The following is an 18446-nucleotide window of genomic DNA, read 5'->3' as shown; positions in this document are numbered from 1 at the left end:
CCCTTCGGCAATTCCGCAATAAATCCTTCACGAATACGGCACAAAAATTTTTTTTGGGCGGTTTTAAACGCATTTTTATTTTTTTAACGGCTGGCATACTTTCTGCATTACCTAATAAAGCGTGCCGAAAAGCATTGCCAGAAATTAATTCATCCAGCATGTGATGGGTGTAACAAATAAGGATTCTTTCATGTTGAGTTTCGACCCGGAAAGCGTGCAACTCCCGCCTGGTCACTATATTGGCGGAAAACATGTACAGACACAGGGCGACGCTTTTGCCGTTAAACGCCCGTCTGATGGCAAGGTGTTTGCCACGCTGGGCGAAGCCCAGGCAGAGGATGTTGACCATGCCGTCATGACGGCACATCAGGCATTGAAAACCAGCGGCTGGTCAGGATGTGCACCGCGTGAACGTGGTCGGGTATTGCGCCGCTGGGCAGACTTAATCGAACAGGATCCCCTGCTGGCGCAGCTTGAAGCCCTTGGCTCAACCCGTCCGATTACCGATGTTGTGCAACATGAAATTCCCTTTACTGCCGAAGCCATTCGCTTCTATGCCGAGTGCGCCGACAAATACAGCGGCGATCTGTTTCCGACACGCGACAGTAGCCTGGGCATGTTGATTGCGGAGCCCTATGGCGTTATCGGGGCGATCACGCCGTGGAACTTCCCGCTGTCCATGGCTTCATGGAAATGCGGACCTGCGCTGGCCGCAGGCAATGCGGTAGTGCTAAAACCCTCAGAGCTGACGCCGCTGTCCACCGTGCGTATGGCCGAGCTGGCGGTGCAGGCCGGGTTACCGGCGGGCATTCTGAATATTGTGCAGGGCAGCGGTGCGGTGACCGGCAGCGCCTTGGTCAGGCATCCCCTGGTGCGCAAAGTCTCCTTTACCGGCTCCACTGTCACAGGCGCGCGCATTATGAGTGATGCGGCCCAGTTTGGCATGAAGCCCGTCACGCTGGAGTTAGGCGGCAAAAGCCCCCAACTGGTGTTTGATGATGCGGGCGAGATTGAGGTGCTGGCACAACGCATTCTGCGTGGCTTTACCGCCAATGGCGGCCAGGCCTGCGTTGCCGGAACGCGCCTGATTGTGCAGCGCGGTATTGCCGGTGCGCTGACGGAACGGCTGGCGGCGCTGTGTCGTGAGGTCCGGCCTGGCGTGACCTGGCAGGAGACCAGCCGCTATGCCCCGCTGATTGATGCGCGTCAGGGCAACAAAGTGCAGTCCGTGATTGAGGCGGCGAAAGCCCAGGGCGCAGACGTGCTGGTGGGCGGTGACCGCTTCGCGGATACCGACGAGGGCTGGTTCTGGCAACCTACGCTGCTGACGCAGGTGAAACAGGATAATCCGGCAGTGCAGCAGGAAATCTTCGGGCCTGTGCTGACAATTCAGACGTTCGACAGCGAAGACGAAGGGCTGGGGCTGGCGGCACATGAGACCTATGGCCTGTGCGCCGGGGTGCACACGCTGAGCCTGCCACGTGCGATGCGTGCGATACGGGGAATCGCTTCCGGCACGGTATGGGTCAACCGCTACGGGCGGTCCGGCGATTTCATTATTCCTACCGGAGGTTTCATGGGGTCCGGTATCGGCAAAGATTTGGGTCGTCAGGCGTTCCAGGCCTGCCAGCGCCAGAAAAGCGTCCTTATCGATTTTTAAGCACCTAACCAGACAATAACGAGGTTAATGTAATGGCACTGTTTAAACCCAAATTCATCACGTTTGATTGCTATGGCACGCTGATCTTTTTTGATATGGCCGGTGCGGCAAAACTCTGTTTTCACGATCGCGTCGACGCGAAAGACATGGCGGCCTTTGTGACCGACTTTTCCAGCTACCGCCTGGACGAAGTGCTGGGCGCGTGGAAACCCTATTACGATGTGGTCAGCAATGCGATTCAGCGCACCTGTAAAAAGTGGGGCGTGACATGGACGCAGGCAGACAGCGATTACATTTACACCGACTGCGCCACCTGGGGACCGCATCCGGATGTACCTGCCGGGTTAGCTAAAGTGGCGGAAGCCTTCCCGTTGGTGCTGCTGACCAATTCAATGAAGGATCTGATTCCGCACCATATTCCTCGTCTGGGTGCGCCCATCCACATGACGATTACCGCAGAAGAAGCGGGCGCGTATAAACCGCAGATGAAAGGCTTTGAATACATGCTGGAGAAACTGGACTGCCGTCCGGATGAAATCCTGCATGTCTCCTCCAGTTTCCGCTATGACCTGATGACGGCGCACGATCTTGGCATCAAACACAAGGTCTGGGTCAACCGTGGCCACGAACCGGCTAACCCCTATTACCAATACACCGAAATCAAAGACATTGGCGGCCTGCCCGGCGTCGTGGGTCTGTGAGGACAGCGTCATGAAACTGGAATCGTACTGGCAGGCGACCGCACCGGCGTTTCGCGCGGCCGCCAGCGGTCCGTTACCCGCCCACGCGGATGTGGTGGTGATCGGGGCGGGCTTTACCGGTGTTTCGGCGGCCTTATCGCTGGCGCGCAGTGGGATCAATGTGGTGGTGCTGGACAGCGGGGAGGTAATGAGTCAGGCCTCCGCCCGTAATGGCGGTCACTGCAACACCGGCGTGGCGCAAAACTTTGCTTCACTGGTGGCCAGCCAGGGGCTTGAGCAGGCCAGTCGGTTCTATAAGGCATTCGATGATGCCGTGACCTATGTCGGACAGTTGATTAAAGACGAGCAGATTGACTGTGACTTTCGTCTGTGCGGCAAGCTCAAACTGGCCAGTAAGGCGTCGCACTTCTCCGGCCTGCGTGAGGCCTGGGAACTGATGCGCCGTACGGTGGATCCGGAAGTGGAGCTGCTCAGTCAGTCAGAGATTGCGCAGGAGATCGACGGCGGCGATTTCCATGGCGGCCTGCTACAGCATCACGGCGGCCAGATGCACATGGGCAAATTTGGCGTCGGCCTGGCCGAAGTCGCGGCCCGCAGTGGGGCAAAAATTTATACGCACCATCACGTTACGAAGCTGGAACGGCTTGACGGCTACCGCCATCGGGTGGTGACCAGCAAAGGTGACATTCTGGCCGATAAAGTGCTGATGGCGACGGGCTGTTCGAGTGACGGTCCGTTCCCGTGGTTCCAGCGCCGTATTGTGCCGGTAGGCAGCTTTATCGTGGTGACCGAGCCGCTGGATACGGCGCTTCTTACCGGCTTGCTGCCGCATAAACGTAACTATGTGACCTCCATGAACATCGGCAACTACTTCCGGACCACCGCGGACAGCCGTCTGGTGTTCGGTGGCCGGGCACGCTTCGCCATCAGTAACCCAACGTCAGACTCCCGCAGCGGGGACATCCTGCACGCCGCCATGGCCAGTATGTTCCCCAGACTGCGCCATACGCAGATCGACTACTGCTGGGGCGGCATGGTGGATATGAGCGCCGATCGCCTGCCGCACGCAGGCGAACAGGACGGTGTGTTTTACTCGCTGGGTTACAGCGGGCATGGCACGCAGATGTCGGTATGGATGGGCCGGGTCATGGCCGATCTGTTGAGTGAGAAATCCCGCGATAACCCCTGGCAGCGCGAGACATGGCCTGCACTGCCGGGTTATCACGGAAAACCGTGGTTCCTGCCTCTCGCCGGGCTCTACTACAAAGCAAAGGATCGCCTTTCATAACTTCACATTGTTTTTCAGGCCGCCGGAGCATTGTCGGGTCGAAACATCATGACCGGATCATCGCCTTCGCGGTGCGCGCCACACAGCATGTGCCGTCTGATTAACGCAGGGAATTTCACCGTTCGCTTGAAAACGTAATGAGGGTGTACAGATGAGTAAAATCGATAATAAAGAATCTGACGTAACCAATCCTGCTCTGACGCGGATGATCACTGAAGGTACGCTGTCCCGCCGCAGTCTGATGAAATTGCTTTCAGCCGGGGCCGCGATGAGCACCGGGCTGATCGGCTTCCCTGGCATGGCGCTGGCAGAGGAGAAACCAACTCAGGGCGGCAAAATCCGTGTGGGCATGTCCAATGCGTCGGCGACTGACACGCTGGACCCGGCGAAAGGCAATAACAGCGCCGACTTTACGCGCCAGTTTATGTTCTACAGCGGTCTGACAGAGGTGGATAAAACCCTGACGGTGAAACCTGCGCTGGCGGAATCCATCGACTCTGACGATGGCGTCACCTGGAGCATTAAGCTGCGTAAAGGCGTGACCTTCCATGATGGTAAGCCGTTTACGTCCAAAGACGTGGTTTATTCACTGAGCCGCCATAAAGATCCGGCCGTCGCGTCCAGCGCTTTCAAGCTGGCTGAGCAGTTCAAAACCATCAACGCCGTCAACGACAATGAAGTGCAGCTTATTCTGGTGGCACCTAACTTTGACGTTCCTTACATGCTCGCAACGTCGCCCTTCCTGATCGTGCAGGACGGCACCAAAGATTTCAGCAAAGGTATCGGCACAGGGCCGTTTGTCTGCAAAAGCTTTACGCCTGGCGTCAGTACGCTTGGCACGAAAAATCCCAACTATTTTAAACCGGGGCTGCCGCATCTGGACCAGGTGGAACTGCTCGGCGTGACCGATCAGGCGGCCCGCGTCAATGCTCTGTTATCAGGCGATATTCAGGTGGCTTCAGGGCTGAAAGCCTCGGACAGTATGCGCATCAGCCGTACACCGGATCATGGGGTGCTTGAAACCAAGGGCGGCATGTACACCAACCTGATTATCCGCACCGATATCAAACCCGGCAGCAATCCCGATTTCGTGCTGGCGATGAAATATCTGCAACCACGAGAGATCGTGGTGAAAACCGTGTTGCAGGGCTTTGGCGACGTCAGCAACGACACGCCGGTGCCGCCGTGGCACCCGCTGTACAACGCCGATCTCAAACCCCGTCCGTTGGATCCGGAAAAAGCGAAGTTTTATATCAACAAAGCCGGCATGAGCGGGCAAACCATTGAGATTGTTACGACGCCGCCGCTGGAAGGCGCAACCGAAGGCGCGCAACTGATTCAGCAGGTAGGTCGCAACGTCGGACTGAACGTCAACGTGCGTCGTGTGCCGTATGAAGGCTACTGGGGTACCCACTGGATGAAAGATCCCATTGGTTACGGCTCCATCAACCCGCGGCCAACACTGGATATGCTGTTCTCACAGTTTTATCTCTCCAGCACACCGAACAACGAATGCGGCTGGAAAAATGAACAGTTCGATCAGCTGGTGATTGCGGCGCGTGGCGAACGTGATAAAGCCAAACGCAAGCAGATGTACGGCGATATGCAAACCCTGATCTATGACCACTGCGGCACGCTGATTCCTGCCTTTTTCAGCTCGATGGATGGTTACAGCAAAAAGCTGAAAGGGCTGGAAGCCTGGCCGTCAGGCATGTTGATGGGCTATCGCTTCCATGAGTTTGCCTGGCTGTCTGCCTGATCACGCGTCTGTAAGAGGAGTTCGCCGATGAACCGATACATGATGTTCCTGATTGCCCGGCGCATTGGCGCCGGCATCCTGACCTTGCTTATCGTCTCAGCGGTGGTGTTCTTTATCACCAGCCTGCTGCCTGGCGATGCGGCGCAAATGATCCTGGGGCAAAACGCCACACCCGAAACCGTGGCGGCCCTGCGTCAGCAACTGGGCTTAGATCAGCCGCTGCTGGTGCGCTATTTCACCTGGCTCGGCGGCATGCTGACAGGGAATTTTGGCACCTCATTTGCCAGTCCTCTGCCGGTGGCACAGTTGGTGGCACAGCGGCTTCCGGCCACGTTTGAACTGGCGGCGACCACCACCGCCATCTGCGTGCCGCTTGCGCTGATTATCGGTATTGCCGCCGCGATGAACCGCGGCTCGAAGCTGGATCGCGCGCTGGTGATTGGCACTATGGCCACGGTAGCCGTACCGGAATTTCTGGTGGCGACCGTAGCGGTGCTGATCTTCGCCGTGAAGCTGCACTGGGTCTCGGCTATGTCACTGGGCAGTCCCAACATGGATTTCGCTAGCTATATAAAAGCCTATGCATTGCCGGTCATCACGCTATGTTGCGGCCTGGTCGCCCAGATGGCGCGCATGACGCGTGCGGCCATCATTAACCAGCTCGACAGCCCGTATCTGGAAATGGCGTTGCTGAAAGGCGTTTCCCCGATGCGCGCCGTGTTGCGTCATGCCTTACCTAACGCCGTTGGCCCGATTGCAAACGCGATTTCCCTCAGCCTTTCTTATCTGTTTGGTGGCGTCATCATCATTGAAACCATCTTCAGCTATCCCGGTCTGGCCAGCCAGATGGTGGATGCGGTCAGTAACCGCGATCTGCCCGTCGTGCAGCTCTGCGTCATGCTGTTTGCCGGCTGTTATCTGTTGCTGCTGCTGGCTGCGGATATTGTCACTATCGCCTTTAACCCGAAATGGAGGAGCTGATGAAACTTCTGCTTCCCTGGCGCATTTTTCAGTCACTGTCGTTATCAGGTCGCTTGGGCCTGATCGTGACCCTGTTCTGGCTGGTCATCGCGCTGTTTGGCACCTGGTGGGCACCGCACAGCCTCGACGATATTGGTTCCGGGCCGCTGATGGGCGGATTCACCCCCGAAAACCTGTTGGGCACCGATTATCTGGGGCGGGATATGCTCACGCGCATTATGTACGGCGCGAAATTCTCGCTGGGCCTGGCACTCGGCGCGGCCATTCTGGCCAGCCTGATTGGGACGATGCTGGCCTTAATCGCGGCGGTCACCGGACGCTGGCTGGAGGAGCTCTTGGGTCGCATTAACGACGCGATGCTGGTGCTGCCGGGTAAAATTCTGGCGCTGATGATTGTGGCGGTATTTGGTTCTTCACTGCCGATGCTGCTGATCACGGCGGTGTTCACCTACTGGCCGGGCGCCTTCCGCATTGCGTTTGCGCTGGCCAGTAGTTTGCGCAATATGGATTACGTCCGCGCCTCCCGGCTGCGGGGCGAAAGCCGCTGGTACATCGCCATCCACGATATTCTGCCGAACATGGTTCATCCGGTGCTGGCCGATTTTGGTCTGCGCTTTGTGTACATCGTCCTGCTGCTGAGCGGCCTGAGCTTCCTGGGGTTGGGCGTCCAGCCGCCGTATGCCGACTGGGGCACCTTAGTCCGCGAAAATATTCAGGGGCTGTTTGACGGTTCGCCGGCGGTGTTGATGCCCGCCCTGGCGATTGCCAGTCTTACTATCGCCGTAAACCTGTTTATTGACAGTCTGCAAAGCATGCGTCCGCTGACGCTGGCAAAGGAGGGGGCATGAACGTGACACCACATACGGCGATGCCTGTGATTTCGGTGGATAAGCTGCGCGTAACGGCGCACAACGACAATGGCGATGAGCTGGATATCGTCTCCGATATTCGCTTCACCGTGCAGAAGGGGGAAGTCCTGGCGCTGATTGGTGAATCCGGCTCGGGGAAAACCACCATCGCAATGGCGCTGATGGGCTATGCCCGCCACGGTTGTAAGATCGCCGAGGGAAATATCCACGTCGCGGGCACCAACGTCATGGCACTGACGCCTGCCGAACTTCGCTTTTTCCGCGGAAATAAGGTCGCCTACATTGCGCAAAGTGCGGCGGCCTCGTTTAACCCCGGCATGAAAATTATCGACCAGGTGATCGAGCCAGTGGTGATTCACGGCACGATGACGCGCAAGGCGGCAAAAGCCAAAGCGCTGGGCCTGTTTCGGGAGCTGGCGCTGCCGAATCCGGACACCATTGGCGATCGCTTTCCGCATCAGGTTTCAGGCGGACAGCTACAGCGCTTAATGACGGCCATGGCGCTGATTAGCGATCCGGAGGTGGTGATTCTTGATGAGCCTACTACCGCGCTGGATGTCACCACGCAGGTCGAAGTGCTCAAAGCCTTCCGCCGCGTGGTCAAACAACGTGGCGTGACGGCGATTTATGTCAGCCACGATCTGGCCGTCGTTGCACAAATGGCCGACCGTATTCTGGTTTTGCTGCAGGGAAAAATTGCCGAATACGGCACCACGGCCCATCTGATAGGCGCACCGCAGTCGGACTATACGCGCCTGCTGATGGCGGCGGCGCAACAGAAAGAACGCCCCAGCAACTGGTGCCCGGCAAAGGCGAATGAGCTGCCGCTGCTGGAAGTACGCGACCTGTCTGCGGGTTACGGACCCAAAGGCAGTGATGGTTTGCCCAAAGTGCGCATTCTGGAAAACATCAATCTTACGCTCTGGAAAGGCCAGGCCATCGGCATTATCGGTGAGTCCGGCTCGGGCAAAACCACGCTGGCTCATGCTATCGCCGGCCTGAACCCGGCCTGTCAGGAGCAAATCCTGTTTAACGGTCACATGGTGGCCGGTCAGATGCAAAAGCGCACGGATAACGAACTGCGTCGTATTCAGTATGTTTTCCAGATGGCGGATACGGCGCTCAATCCTGCACACAGTGTGGAACAAATTCTGTCACGCCCGCTGACGCTGTTTCATGGGCTGAGCGGCATCGCCCGGCAGAACCGGCTGTATCAACTGCTGGATTTGGTCAGGCTGCCACGTACCGTGCTCTCGCGCCGTCCCTGGTCGCTGTCCAGTGGACAAAAGCAGCGCGTGAACCTGGCGCGCGCGCTGGCGGCAGAGCCGGATGTCATTCTGTGCGATGAGGTAACCTCGGCGCTCGATACCGTGGTGGCCTCGGCGGTACTGGATCTGATTAGTGAGCTGCGCCGTGAACTGGGGCTGTCTGTCATCTTTATCAGCCACGATATGCACGCCGTCAGAGCGGTGTGCGATGAGATCGTCGTCATGCGCAATGGCGCTATCGTCACCCAACTGGCGCGGGAAAATTACGAGCAGCCGACCCGCGAGCTCTATTTTGAACGCCTGAAACGTGCCGTGCCTGAACTCCGTCAGGGCTGGCTCGACGAGCACGAAGAGATCCTGAAAGCCGAATAACCGGTAAACAAGCGCCCCCTATTCCGGGGCAGGGCAGCACGCCATTGCCATGTTGCCCCAACACACGACGAGGTTGTGACGACATGCCCGCACCGATTCGATATGTACAGGACAGCCCGGATTTCCCGGATGCTGCTGATGTGGTGGTGATAGGTGCCGGTATCGCCGGTGCAGCCGCAACCTGGTATCTGGCAAAGCAGGGCCTGAAAGTGGTGCTGATAGAAAAAGGCCTGGTCGGGGCCGAACAGTCCAGCCGCAACTGGGGCTGGTGCCGCCAGCAGAATCGCGACGAGCGTGAACTGCCACTGGTGATTGAAGCCCTGCGCGGCTGGGAACAACTGAGTCAGGAAACCGGGGAAGAGCTGGGGTTTCGCCGCAGCGGCCTGGTGTATGCCACCCGCAATGAAGCGGATATTGCCGCCTGGGATAAGTGGGGGCAGATGGCGAAGCAGTACGGCGTGCGCAGCGATATTCTGAATGCCCGGCAGGCTAAAGCGATGACGCCGGGCAGTGCCACTGACTGGCTGGGCGGCGTATCAGCGCCTACGGACGGTGCTGCTGAGCCGCGACTCGCCGCCCCCGGCATTGTCATAGGGGCGCAGAAAAACGGAGCGCAGGTTTTTCAGCAGTGTGCCGTGCGCGGGCTGGATATCACGGCGGGCCGTGTCAGCGGCGTCGTTACGGAACGCGGCCTGATCAAGACCAGCCGTGTTATCTGTGCTGCCGGGGCATGGACCTCAATGTTTTGCCGTCGTCACGGTCTCGATCTGCCGCTTGGCAACGTGATTGGCACCGCGTTTCGCACCCAGCCCATTCGGCAGGCCATTACCGTGCCGTTTTATACCGAACGTTTCGCCTGTCGCCCACAACTGGACGGCAGCTATACGGTTTCCGTCTCCGGTCGCGGCAGACTGGAGCCCGGCGCGCAGGGTCTGCGTTATCTGAAGCAGTTTTATCCCACATTCAAAAGTCGTCGTAAAAACCTTACCCTGAACCTGGGGATTAAACCGTTTTTCCATGGGCCTGAAGCCATGGGCCGCTGGGATCTGGATAGCGTTTCGCCGTTTGAGCGTATGCGTATTCTCGATCCGGCCGCCGATCGCTCGGTGGTGGAAAACGGCCTGGCAGCGATGCGCCGGGAGTTTCCTGCCCTGGCCAACCTGAAGGTTGCCCAGGCCTGGGGCGGCATGATTGACAGCACCCCGGATGCGATTCCGGTCATTTCCACCGTGGCAAAACTGCCCGGTCTGGTGCTGTCGGCGGGCTTCAGCGCCCACGGTTTTGGCATTGGCCCCGGTGCGGGCCGCCTTGCCGCCGAGCTGGCAACTGACGCCACGCCGGTTGTCGATCCGACACCTTATCGCTACAGCCGTTTCACTGACGGCAGCGCACTTGATGCACCTGGCATGATGTAAGGAAAGCAAAATGACATTTCATATTCGTACCATGACCTCAGACGATATCCCGCAGGTTCACGCCATGAGCCAGGCACTTAACTGGCCGCACCGTCGCGAGGACTGGGCGATCGGCATCCAGCTTGGCGAAGGCGTAGTGATTGAAGAGCAGGGCGAGGTCATCGGCAGCGCGATTCTGTGGCGCTGGGGTGACGAGGCCGCCACCATTGGCCTGGTCATTGTGGCCAATCAGCATCAGGGCCGGGGACTGGGCAAGCAGCTGATGCTGGCGCTGCTGGAAAAAGTCCCCGGCTATAACGTACGTCTGCACGCCACCGACATGGGCAAGGGCCTCTACGAGAAACTGGGTTTTGTGGCCTGCGGCAACATCCTGCAGTACCAAACGCCGTCCCTGAGCAGCGTGCCGGCCGTGCCCATCCCGGCGGGGTTAACTCTGTCTGCCGCAACCGCCGAAGACCAGGACAGGCTGGTGAAGATGGACCAGGCGGCGCATGGGCTGTACCGCCCTGAACTTATTGCGCATCTTATTAACGATAACCAGACCGTTATTTTGCAGGACGACGCACAACAGGCGCGCGGGTTTGCCAGCCTGCGCCGTTTTGGCCGCGGCTGGGTGATTGGTCCGGTGATCGCGGACAGTTTACCGGTGGCACAGGCACTGACCGCCGCGTTAATGCAGGGCCTGAAAGGGGAATATCTGCGCATGGACACCGACGCCGCGCTGCCGATGGCCAGTTGGCTTGAAAGTCTTGGACTGGCCAATGTGGATGCCCCGGTCACCATGGTACGTGGCCAGGTGTGGGCACCACAGGGCATGCAGGCGTTTGGCTTAATGACCCAGGCGATGGCCTGATGCATATCGTGTACAAATCGGAGCCCCAGCGTGGCCTTTACTGGCAGCGCTGGCTGGCGGCGCATGCGCCGGATATCCACTTACATCTCTGGCCCGAAACGGGTGAGCCGGAGCAGGTGGAGGCGGTGATCGCCTGGGTGCCGCCGGACGATGTGACCCGCCGGTTTCCCAACCTGAAAATTCTGTTTTCTGTCGGTGCCGGGGCGGAACAGTTCGATCTGTCCGCGCTTCCTGCGCACCTGCCGTTAGTGAGGATGATTGAACCCGGGCTGACGCAGGGCATGGTGGAATACATTACCTTCGCCGTGCTGGGACTGCATCGCGATATGCCGCGCTATTTCCAGCAACAGCGTGCGCAGCAGTGGCAGGCGCATTCAGCCATGCCCGCCAGCGAACGGCGCGTAGGGATCATGGGACTCGGCGAACTGGGGCGCGCCGCACTGACCCAGCTTCAGACATTAGGCTTTGACTGCGGCGGCTGGAGCCGGACGCCCCATCAGATACCTGGCGCAGTCTGCTGGCACGGTGACGCGCAGCTGCCCGCGTTTCTGGCTCGCAGCGACATTCTGGTGTGCCTGTTACCACTGACGCCCAGCACAGAGGGCCTGCTCAATGCCAGACTGTTCAGCCAGTTGCCCGCCGGGGCCGCGCTGGTGCAGGCCGGACGCGGACCGCAGCTTAACGAACAGGATTTGCTGACCGCGCTGGACAGCGGTCAGTTACGGGCCGCTGTGATTGACGTAACGGAGCCGGAACCGCTCCCTGCCGGTCATGCGTTCTGGACCCATCCCGCCATCTGGCTCACGCCCCATATTGCCAGTCGCACACAAAACGACAGCGCGGTGAGCGCACTGGTGGCCAACCTGCGGCGTTTTCAGCGCGGTGAGCCGCTGCACGGCGTTATCGATCGTTCACGAGGATATTAAGATGGATCATTTAGTGGCGTTGCGCCGGGATCTGCACCGTAACCCGGAGCTGGGATTTCAGGAGCAGCGTACCAGCGACATTGTTGCCCGCTTTTTACACGATCTGGGCATTGAAGTGCATCGTGGCATCGGTAAAACCGGCGTCGTGGGCATACTGAAGAAAGGCACAAATTCGCGCATGATTGGGTTGCGTGCCGATATGGATGCGCTTCCTGTGCAGGATAAAGGCGAGGTCGCCTGGACCAGCCTGCAACAAAACCGCAGCCATGCCTGTGGTCATGATGGCCACACGACCATGTTGCTGGGCGCAGCGGAGAAACTGGCGCGTGACGTTGCGTTTGACGGTACGGTGTGTTTTATCTTTCAACCGGCAGAAGAGGGGCTGGCGGGCGCGAAGGCTATGATCGACGATGGCCTGTTTGAACGCTTTCCCTGCGATGCCGTGTATGCGCTGCATAACTGGCCAGAGCTGCCGCTTGGGGTGATTCAAACCCGTCCGGGGCCGATTATGGCGGCAGCCGACCGTTTTGATATCACCGTCAAAGGCGCAGGCGGGCATGCTGCCCAGCCTCATCTGACCCATGACACGCTGCTGGCGCTGAGCGAGCTGGTGGTCCAGCTCAACACGCTGGTGCCACGGGCACTCGATCCCTGCGAACCGGCTCTGCTGACCGTGACGCGCATGCAGGGCGGTTTTTCCCACAATATGATCCCTGCGGAAGCCAACATCACCGGTACGGTGCGCACCTTTAATCCCGCGGCGCAGGACATCATCGAATCACGCCTGCGGCAGATGGCAGAACACATCGCGGCCGCGCACGGCTTACAGGCTGAGGTGAACTATCTGCGCTATTACCCGGCCACGATCAACAGTGATGCGGAAGCGACTCAGGCACTCGCCGCCCTGCATGCCGCAGGTATGCAGGCACGCCTCGCGGCTCAGCCCGCGCTCACCTCAGAAGATTTTGCTTTTATGTTGCAGGCCAAACCCGGCGCCTATCTGTGGATCGGCTCCGCGCCCTGCAAGCCGCTGCACCATGCGGCCTATGACTTTAACGACGCGTTGATACCGCATGGAATACGGGCATTTATCACGCTGGCCTGCCACGGGCTGGGGGCAACATTTCCTTGCTGAAACCTGTGGGATTTTAACACTTAATGCCGCTACTGGCGGAATTACGGCACCGTCATCGCTCAACAGATTGCGATACTTAAGCCAACCGAACACGACGTGGATGAGGTAGAGAAATGCAGAATGTCCTGGCAGAACAGCAAACTTATTCGGATAACAGCCTGTTGCTGGATGTCCGAGAACATCATGTGCCGCGTGGCATCGTTACCGCACATCCGCTGGTGATCGAACGCGCGAAAGGCAGCGAAGTATGGGATGTGGAAGGGAACCGCTATTTGGATTTCGTGGGCGGCATCGGCGTACTGAACGTCGGTCATAACCATCCTGCGGTCGTTAATGCCGTGACCCGTCAGCTCGGCCTGGTGTCGCATGCCTGTTTTCAGGTTGTGGCCTATCCCGGCTATATCGAACTGGCACAGCGCCTGAATAAGCTGGTCGGCGGTGAAGATCATTATAAAAGTGTTTTCTTCACCAGCGGCGCAGAAGCCGTCGAGAATGCCGTAAAAATTGCGCGAGCTTATACGCAACGTTCCGGCATTATCGCTTTTGACGGTGCCTTCCACGGTCGTACCTTGCTGGGCGTCACGCTGACCGGCATGTCTGCGCCGTACAAACAGAATTTCGGTTCGTTCCCGAGTGATGTGTATCGTCTGCCGTTCCCGAATCCGTTGCACGGTGTCACGGAGGCCGACTGTCTGAAGGCGCTGGAGCAGCTGTTTGCGGTGCAGATTCTGCCGGAGCGCGTGGCCGCCATTATCATTGAACCGGTGCAGGGCGATGGCGGCTTCTTACCGGCCGGTCCTGCGTTTATGCAGGCCCTGCGCCGCATTACCACCCAGCACGGCATTGTGTTGATCTGTGATGAAATCCAGAGCGGCTTTGGCCGTACCGGCACCATGTTTGCCTTCCAGCAACTTGGCATCAAACCGGATTTGGTCACGACGGCGAAGAGTCTGGCAGGCGGGTTGCCGATTTCGGGCGTGGTAGGTAAAGCCGAGATCATGGACAGCCCGGCGCCGGGCGGACTGGGCGGGACCTATGGCGGTAACGCGCTGGCCTGTGCGGCGGCCCTCGCGGTACTGGATATCTTTGAGCAGGAAAATCTGCTGGCGCGTTCTTGTCAGTTAGGTGAGCAACTGAATCAGCGTCTGCGTCAGCTGGCAGACAAGTATGCCTGTATTGGCGATGTGCGCGGCGTAGGTTTTATGCAGGCCGTTGAGATTCTGGATGTGGACACACACAAACCCGACAGTGCACTGACGCAAAAGATCCTCGACTGCGCCTGTCAGGAAGGGTTGCTGCTGATTAAATGTGGCTTGCATCGCAATACCATACGTTTCCTTGCACCGTTAGTGACCACCGATTCGCAACTTGAAGAGGCGCTGCATATTTTCGATATCGCGCTGGCGCGGGCGACCGGTCGTTTGTAACTGCACTGGCCCTCATTGACAAGGCAGCCACCCGGGATGCGGTCCACCAGGCCGCAACCGGGTGTCACGCTGGCGCATTTTTTGCAAAGCGTGATAAGCCCGGGATTTTTTGTGTTACAAAAAAGTAGCGCAGTTGTTATTTTAAAAGGCGTATTTTAAGGAGTAATAAAAGTGCGCTTTGCGCGAGTACACAGCGTATTTCTGGGTAGTCACGAACGTCCAGTACAGCGGTAAACAATGAGGGGTGCTATGAACGGCTTAATGAAACTCGATCGCATCGATATCAATATTCTGGTGCAACTACAAAAAGATGGCCGTATCAGCAACGTTAATCTCGCCGATGCCGTCGGGCTTTCCCCGAGCCCTTGCCTGCAACGCGTCAAGCGCCTGGAACAGGCGGGATTCATCACGGGCTATGAAGCGCACGTTAATCTCACCAAAATTACCGATTCCGTCACCGTCTTTACCGAAGTCACGCTTAACGGACACCGCCGCGAAGACTTTATGAGGTTTGAAGCTGCGATGCGTGACGTCGATGAGCTGATGGAGTGCCATCTGATTACCGGCGGTTACGATTACCTTCTGCGCTTTATCACCCGCAGTATTGAGCACTACCAGGACGTGATTGAGAAGATGCTCGATGCCCAAATCGGCATTGATAAATACTTCAGCTACATCGTGATCAAATCCCCGGTCATGAAAAGCAGTGTGCCCCTGCGCTCACTGATCGGCAAACATAACGCGATGGAATACGGAAGCCAGTAGCCCGCGCAGTAAGAACGCTTTTTCGCGATGACAGGTACGAATGCAACATCGCCTGGGCGCGAAATCCATCACTGACCGTTGATATTTTTTTGATCGACTACCCTTTAAGTCTGCACGGACTAAGAGGGGAAGGCGACCATGAGTACCAAAACCAGTGATTTTTTTGTCCAGCGTCTCAAGGCGTGGGGCGTTACGCGCATTTATGACTATCCGGGCGATGGCATCAACGGTGTTTTAGGGGCCATTCAGCGTGCCAACGAACAGGGTGACGGCATTGAATTTATCCAGGTCCGTCACGAAGAAATGGCCGCCTTTATGGCCGCCGGACATGCCAAATTTACCGGCGAGCTTGGCGTTTGTCTGTCAACGGGCGGCCCGGGTGCGACACATCTTCTGACCGGGCTCTACGATGCCAAAATGGATCACGCACCGGTTCTCGCCATCGCCGGGCAGGCGGAAGCGACCGCTCGCGGTGCCAGTTATCAGCAGGAAATGAACCTTGACCGGATTTTTTCCGACGTGGCTAATTTTGTGCAGGAAGCCTCCGCGCCTGCGCAGGTCCGCCATCTGATTGACCGTGGCGTTCGTATTGCCATTGCACAGAATGGCGTGGCGGTGGTGATCGTCCCGAAAGATATTCAGGACGAAGCCTGGCAGGCGCCTCCGCACCTTCACGGTTTTACCCATTCTGGCAGCGGCTATCAGCGCCCCAAAGTTGTCCCTTACGACCATGATCTGCAACGTGCTGCGGAGGTGCTGAACAGCGGGAAAAAGGTCGCCATTCTTATTGGTTCTGGTGCCCGCGATGCGGCGATAGAAGTGGTGAAAGCGGCTAATCTGTTGGGCGCGGGCGTGGCAAAAGCGTTGTTAGGTAAAGATGTGCTGCCGGATGATGCCCCTTTTGTAACCGGCGCTATTGGTTTACTTGGGACGGGGCCCTCCTGGGAAATGATGCAACACTGCGACACGCTGCTGATGATCGGTAGCGGCTTTCCTTGGACGGAATTTCTGCCGAAAGAAGGTCAGGCACGCGCAGTACAGATTGATATCGATCCTGCCATGCTGGGCCTGCGTTATCCTTGTGAAGTGAATCTGCACGGCGATGCCGCAGAAACGTTGCGTGCTTTGTTACCTTTGCTGGAGCACAAAACCGATCGTCGCTGGCAGGAGGATATTGCACGTCAGGTACAAGACTGGTGGACACTGATGGAAACGCGAGCGCATGCTCCTGCCAATCCTGTTAATCCGCAGCGTGTGGTATGGGAAATGTCGCCGCAACTGCCGGACAATGCCATTGTGACCTCTGATTCCGGCTCCTGTGCCAACTGGTTTGCGCGTGACTATCGTGTAAAACAGGGCCAGCGCGCCTCACTGTCCGGCGGCCTGGCCTGTATGGGGGCGGCGGTGCCCTACGCGATTGCGGCCAAATTTGCCCATCCGCACAAGCCGGTTGTGACGCTGGTGGGAGACGGGGCGATGCAGATGAATAATATGGCTGAGCTGATCACCATTCAGAAATACTGGCAACAATGGGCCGATCCGCGCCTGATTGTTTGTGTATTCAATAATCAGGACCTCAATCAGGTGACCTGGGAACAGCGCGTGATGGAGGGCAATCCGCGCTTCGAAGCAACCCAGCAACTGCCGAACGTTAACTATGCTGAGTTCGCTGAATCCCTGGGATTGACAGGGATCTATGTGGATAATCCGGATGCGCTCGCAGGTGCATGGCAACGGGCGCTCAGCGCTGACCGGCCTGTACTGCTGGAGGTAAAAACCGATCCGGAAGTCGCGCCTCTGCCGCCACATATCACGTTCAGTCAGGCCAAATCCTTTATGGCCTCCATGGTTAAAGGGGATCGTGGCGCGGTCCAGATTCTCAGTGACACGGCCAGCCAACTTTTTCATAAAAAGCAATAGCGGGTAAATTTTCACTCGCCCTGCGGCAAGACTCTGCTTGCTGCCGGCCATACGGATGTCCGGCAGCCCTTTGCTAAACCGATAACAGGAGCCTGATCATGGGAACAAACACACAACCGGTGTGGCTGATTTCTGGATGTTCAACGGGATTTGGCCGTGAACTGGCGCAGCAGACCATCGCCCGCGGATTCCGGGTGGTCGTAACTGCACGCCATCGATCAGCGATCGCCGATCTGGTTGACGGCCATCCGAACGCGATTGCGGTTGAACTGGATGTGACGCAACAACACAGTATTGATAAGGCGGTCAACAAAGCGCTTGAAACGTTCGGCACCCTTGACGTACTGGTCAATAATGCGGGTTACGGTTACCAAAGTTCCGTCGAAGAAGGGGAAGACAAGGCCATACGCGCGCAGTTTGATGCCAACGTTTTCGGTCTGTTTGCTCTGACGCGTGCGGTACTGCCGGCTATGCGCACCGCGCGACGGGGTCACATTATGAATATCACCTCCGTGGCAGGATTCATCGGCTTTGCCAGCTCAGGTTATTATGCTGCCAGTAAGCACGCCGTAGAGGGCTGGTCTGATTCGTTCGCCCAGGAGGTGGGTCCGTTAGGGATTCACGTCACCTGTATTGAACCCGGCCCGTTTCGTACCGACTGGGCAGGACGTTCGCTGCATCAGACCCCGAGCACCTTACCGGATTATGCCGAAACCGCTGCCGCCAGGATGAAGGCGACGGCGGCGTACAGCGGCACGCAGAAAGGTGACCCTGTTCGTGCGGCGAGCGCGATGATCGCCATTGCTGAACACCCTGATCCGCCGCGCCACGTGGTGATGGGAGCATGGGGTTATGAGGCGGTAACGGAAAAACTCAAAGCGCGACTGGCACAGATAGAAGCCTGGAAACAGACGTCATTATCAACCGATTTTCCTGATTAAACAGCCGGATAAGCCCTGACCGCCATATGGCATGGATGCCCTATGGCGTTGAGCGGTTTACTCTCAGATCTGTCCGGTGTCCTGCGCTTCACAGACAAATTCACCTTCGCTTCACTAAGTCGTCACCTCTCTGTCATCTGATCCCGTCACGCTGTAGCCATCCCGC

15 protein-coding genes are annotated in these 18446 nt (G+C 57.8%); all 15 read left to right on the top strand.

Features of this window, described 5'->3' with window-relative positions; translation table 11 throughout:
* Window positions 1–190: 190 nt before the first annotated feature.
* The 15 genes from F7Q90_RS06025 to F7Q90_RS05955 all read left to right on the top strand — a co-directional run bounded on the left by F7Q90_RS06025 (window position 191) and on the right by F7Q90_RS05955 (window position 18280).
* A complete protein-coding gene (locus F7Q90_RS06025; RefSeq protein WP_006119658.1) occupies window positions 191–1660 on the top strand; it encodes an aldehyde dehydrogenase family protein in 1470 nt (489 codons plus the stop codon).
* Between the two features lie 32 nt (window positions 1661–1692).
* Entirely contained in the window at window positions 1693–2361 is a 669-nt protein-coding gene (locus tag F7Q90_RS06020; RefSeq protein ID WP_006119657.1) for a haloacid dehalogenase type II, read from the top strand.
* A 10-nt stretch (window positions 2362–2371) separates the two neighbouring features.
* Window positions 2372–3649, top strand: a complete 1278-nt coding sequence (locus tag F7Q90_RS06015; protein WP_006119656.1) for an NAD(P)/FAD-dependent oxidoreductase — start codon at window positions 2372–2374, stop codon at window positions 3647–3649.
* Between the two features lie 151 nt (window positions 3650–3800).
* Entirely contained in the window at window positions 3801–5408 is a 1608-nt protein-coding gene (locus F7Q90_RS06010) for an ABC transporter substrate-binding protein (RefSeq protein ID WP_006119655.1), read from the top strand.
* A gap of 27 nt (window positions 5409–5435) precedes the next feature.
* Entirely contained in the window at window positions 5436–6389 is a 954-nt protein-coding gene (locus F7Q90_RS06005) for an ABC transporter permease (RefSeq protein WP_006119654.1), read from the top strand.
* Window positions 6389–7237: an ABC transporter permease gene (locus F7Q90_RS06000; RefSeq protein WP_006119653.1), complete on the top strand. Its 849-nt coding sequence runs from the start codon at window positions 6389–6391 to the stop codon at window positions 7235–7237. The genes F7Q90_RS06005 and F7Q90_RS06000 overlap by 1 nt, the downstream gene beginning before the upstream one ends.
* On the top strand, window positions 7234–8898 hold the full coding sequence (locus tag F7Q90_RS05995; RefSeq protein ID WP_006119652.1) for an ABC transporter ATP-binding protein: 1665 nt from the start codon (window positions 7234–7236) through the stop codon (window positions 8896–8898). Before F7Q90_RS06000 ends, F7Q90_RS05995 begins: the two co-directional genes overlap by 4 nt.
* 83 nt (window positions 8899–8981) lie before the next feature.
* A complete protein-coding gene (locus tag F7Q90_RS05990) occupies window positions 8982–10313 on the top strand; it encodes an NAD(P)/FAD-dependent oxidoreductase (protein ID WP_006119651.1) in 1332 nt (443 codons plus the stop codon).
* A 10-nt stretch (window positions 10314–10323) separates the two neighbouring features.
* Window positions 10324–11166, top strand: a complete 843-nt coding sequence (locus F7Q90_RS05985) for a GNAT family N-acetyltransferase (RefSeq protein ID WP_006119650.1) — start codon at window positions 10324–10326, stop codon at window positions 11164–11166.
* Window positions 11166–12092: a 2-hydroxyacid dehydrogenase gene (locus F7Q90_RS05980; RefSeq protein ID WP_006119649.1), complete on the top strand. Its 927-nt coding sequence runs from the start codon at window positions 11166–11168 to the stop codon at window positions 12090–12092. Before F7Q90_RS05985 ends, F7Q90_RS05980 begins: the two co-directional genes overlap by 1 nt.
* Window position 12093: 1 nt before the next feature.
* A complete protein-coding gene (locus tag F7Q90_RS05975; protein ID WP_006119647.1) occupies window positions 12094–13227 on the top strand; it encodes a M20 aminoacylase family protein in 1134 nt (377 codons plus the stop codon).
* A 113-nt stretch (window positions 13228–13340) separates the two neighbouring features.
* Window positions 13341–14654, top strand: a complete 1314-nt coding sequence (gene gabT, locus F7Q90_RS05970) for a 4-aminobutyrate--2-oxoglutarate transaminase (protein WP_006119646.1) — start codon at window positions 13341–13343, stop codon at window positions 14652–14654.
* 249 nt (window positions 14655–14903) lie between these two features.
* A complete protein-coding gene (locus tag F7Q90_RS05965) occupies window positions 14904–15419 on the top strand; it encodes an Lrp/AsnC family transcriptional regulator (protein WP_006119645.1) in 516 nt (171 codons plus the stop codon).
* 138 nt (window positions 15420–15557) lie between these two features.
* Window positions 15558–17339 carry a thiamine pyrophosphate-requiring protein gene (locus tag F7Q90_RS05960; RefSeq protein ID WP_006119644.1) on the top strand — a complete coding sequence of 594 codons (1782 nt, stop codon included), beginning with the start codon at window positions 15558–15560 and terminating at the stop codon, window positions 17337–17339.
* Window positions 17340–17437: 98 nt separating this feature from the next.
* Window positions 17438–18280, top strand: coding sequence for an oxidoreductase (locus F7Q90_RS05955; RefSeq protein WP_006119643.1), 843 nt, complete (start codon window positions 17438–17440; stop codon window positions 18278–18280).
* The last annotated feature ends 166 nt before the right edge of the window (window positions 18281–18446 follow it).

This window comes from Pantoea stewartii subsp. stewartii (assembly GCF_008801695.1).
GTDB classification, from domain to species: domain Bacteria; phylum Pseudomonadota; class Gammaproteobacteria; order Enterobacterales; family Enterobacteriaceae; genus Pantoea; species Pantoea stewartii.
This window is presented reverse-complemented; position numbering and strand designations above follow the sequence as displayed.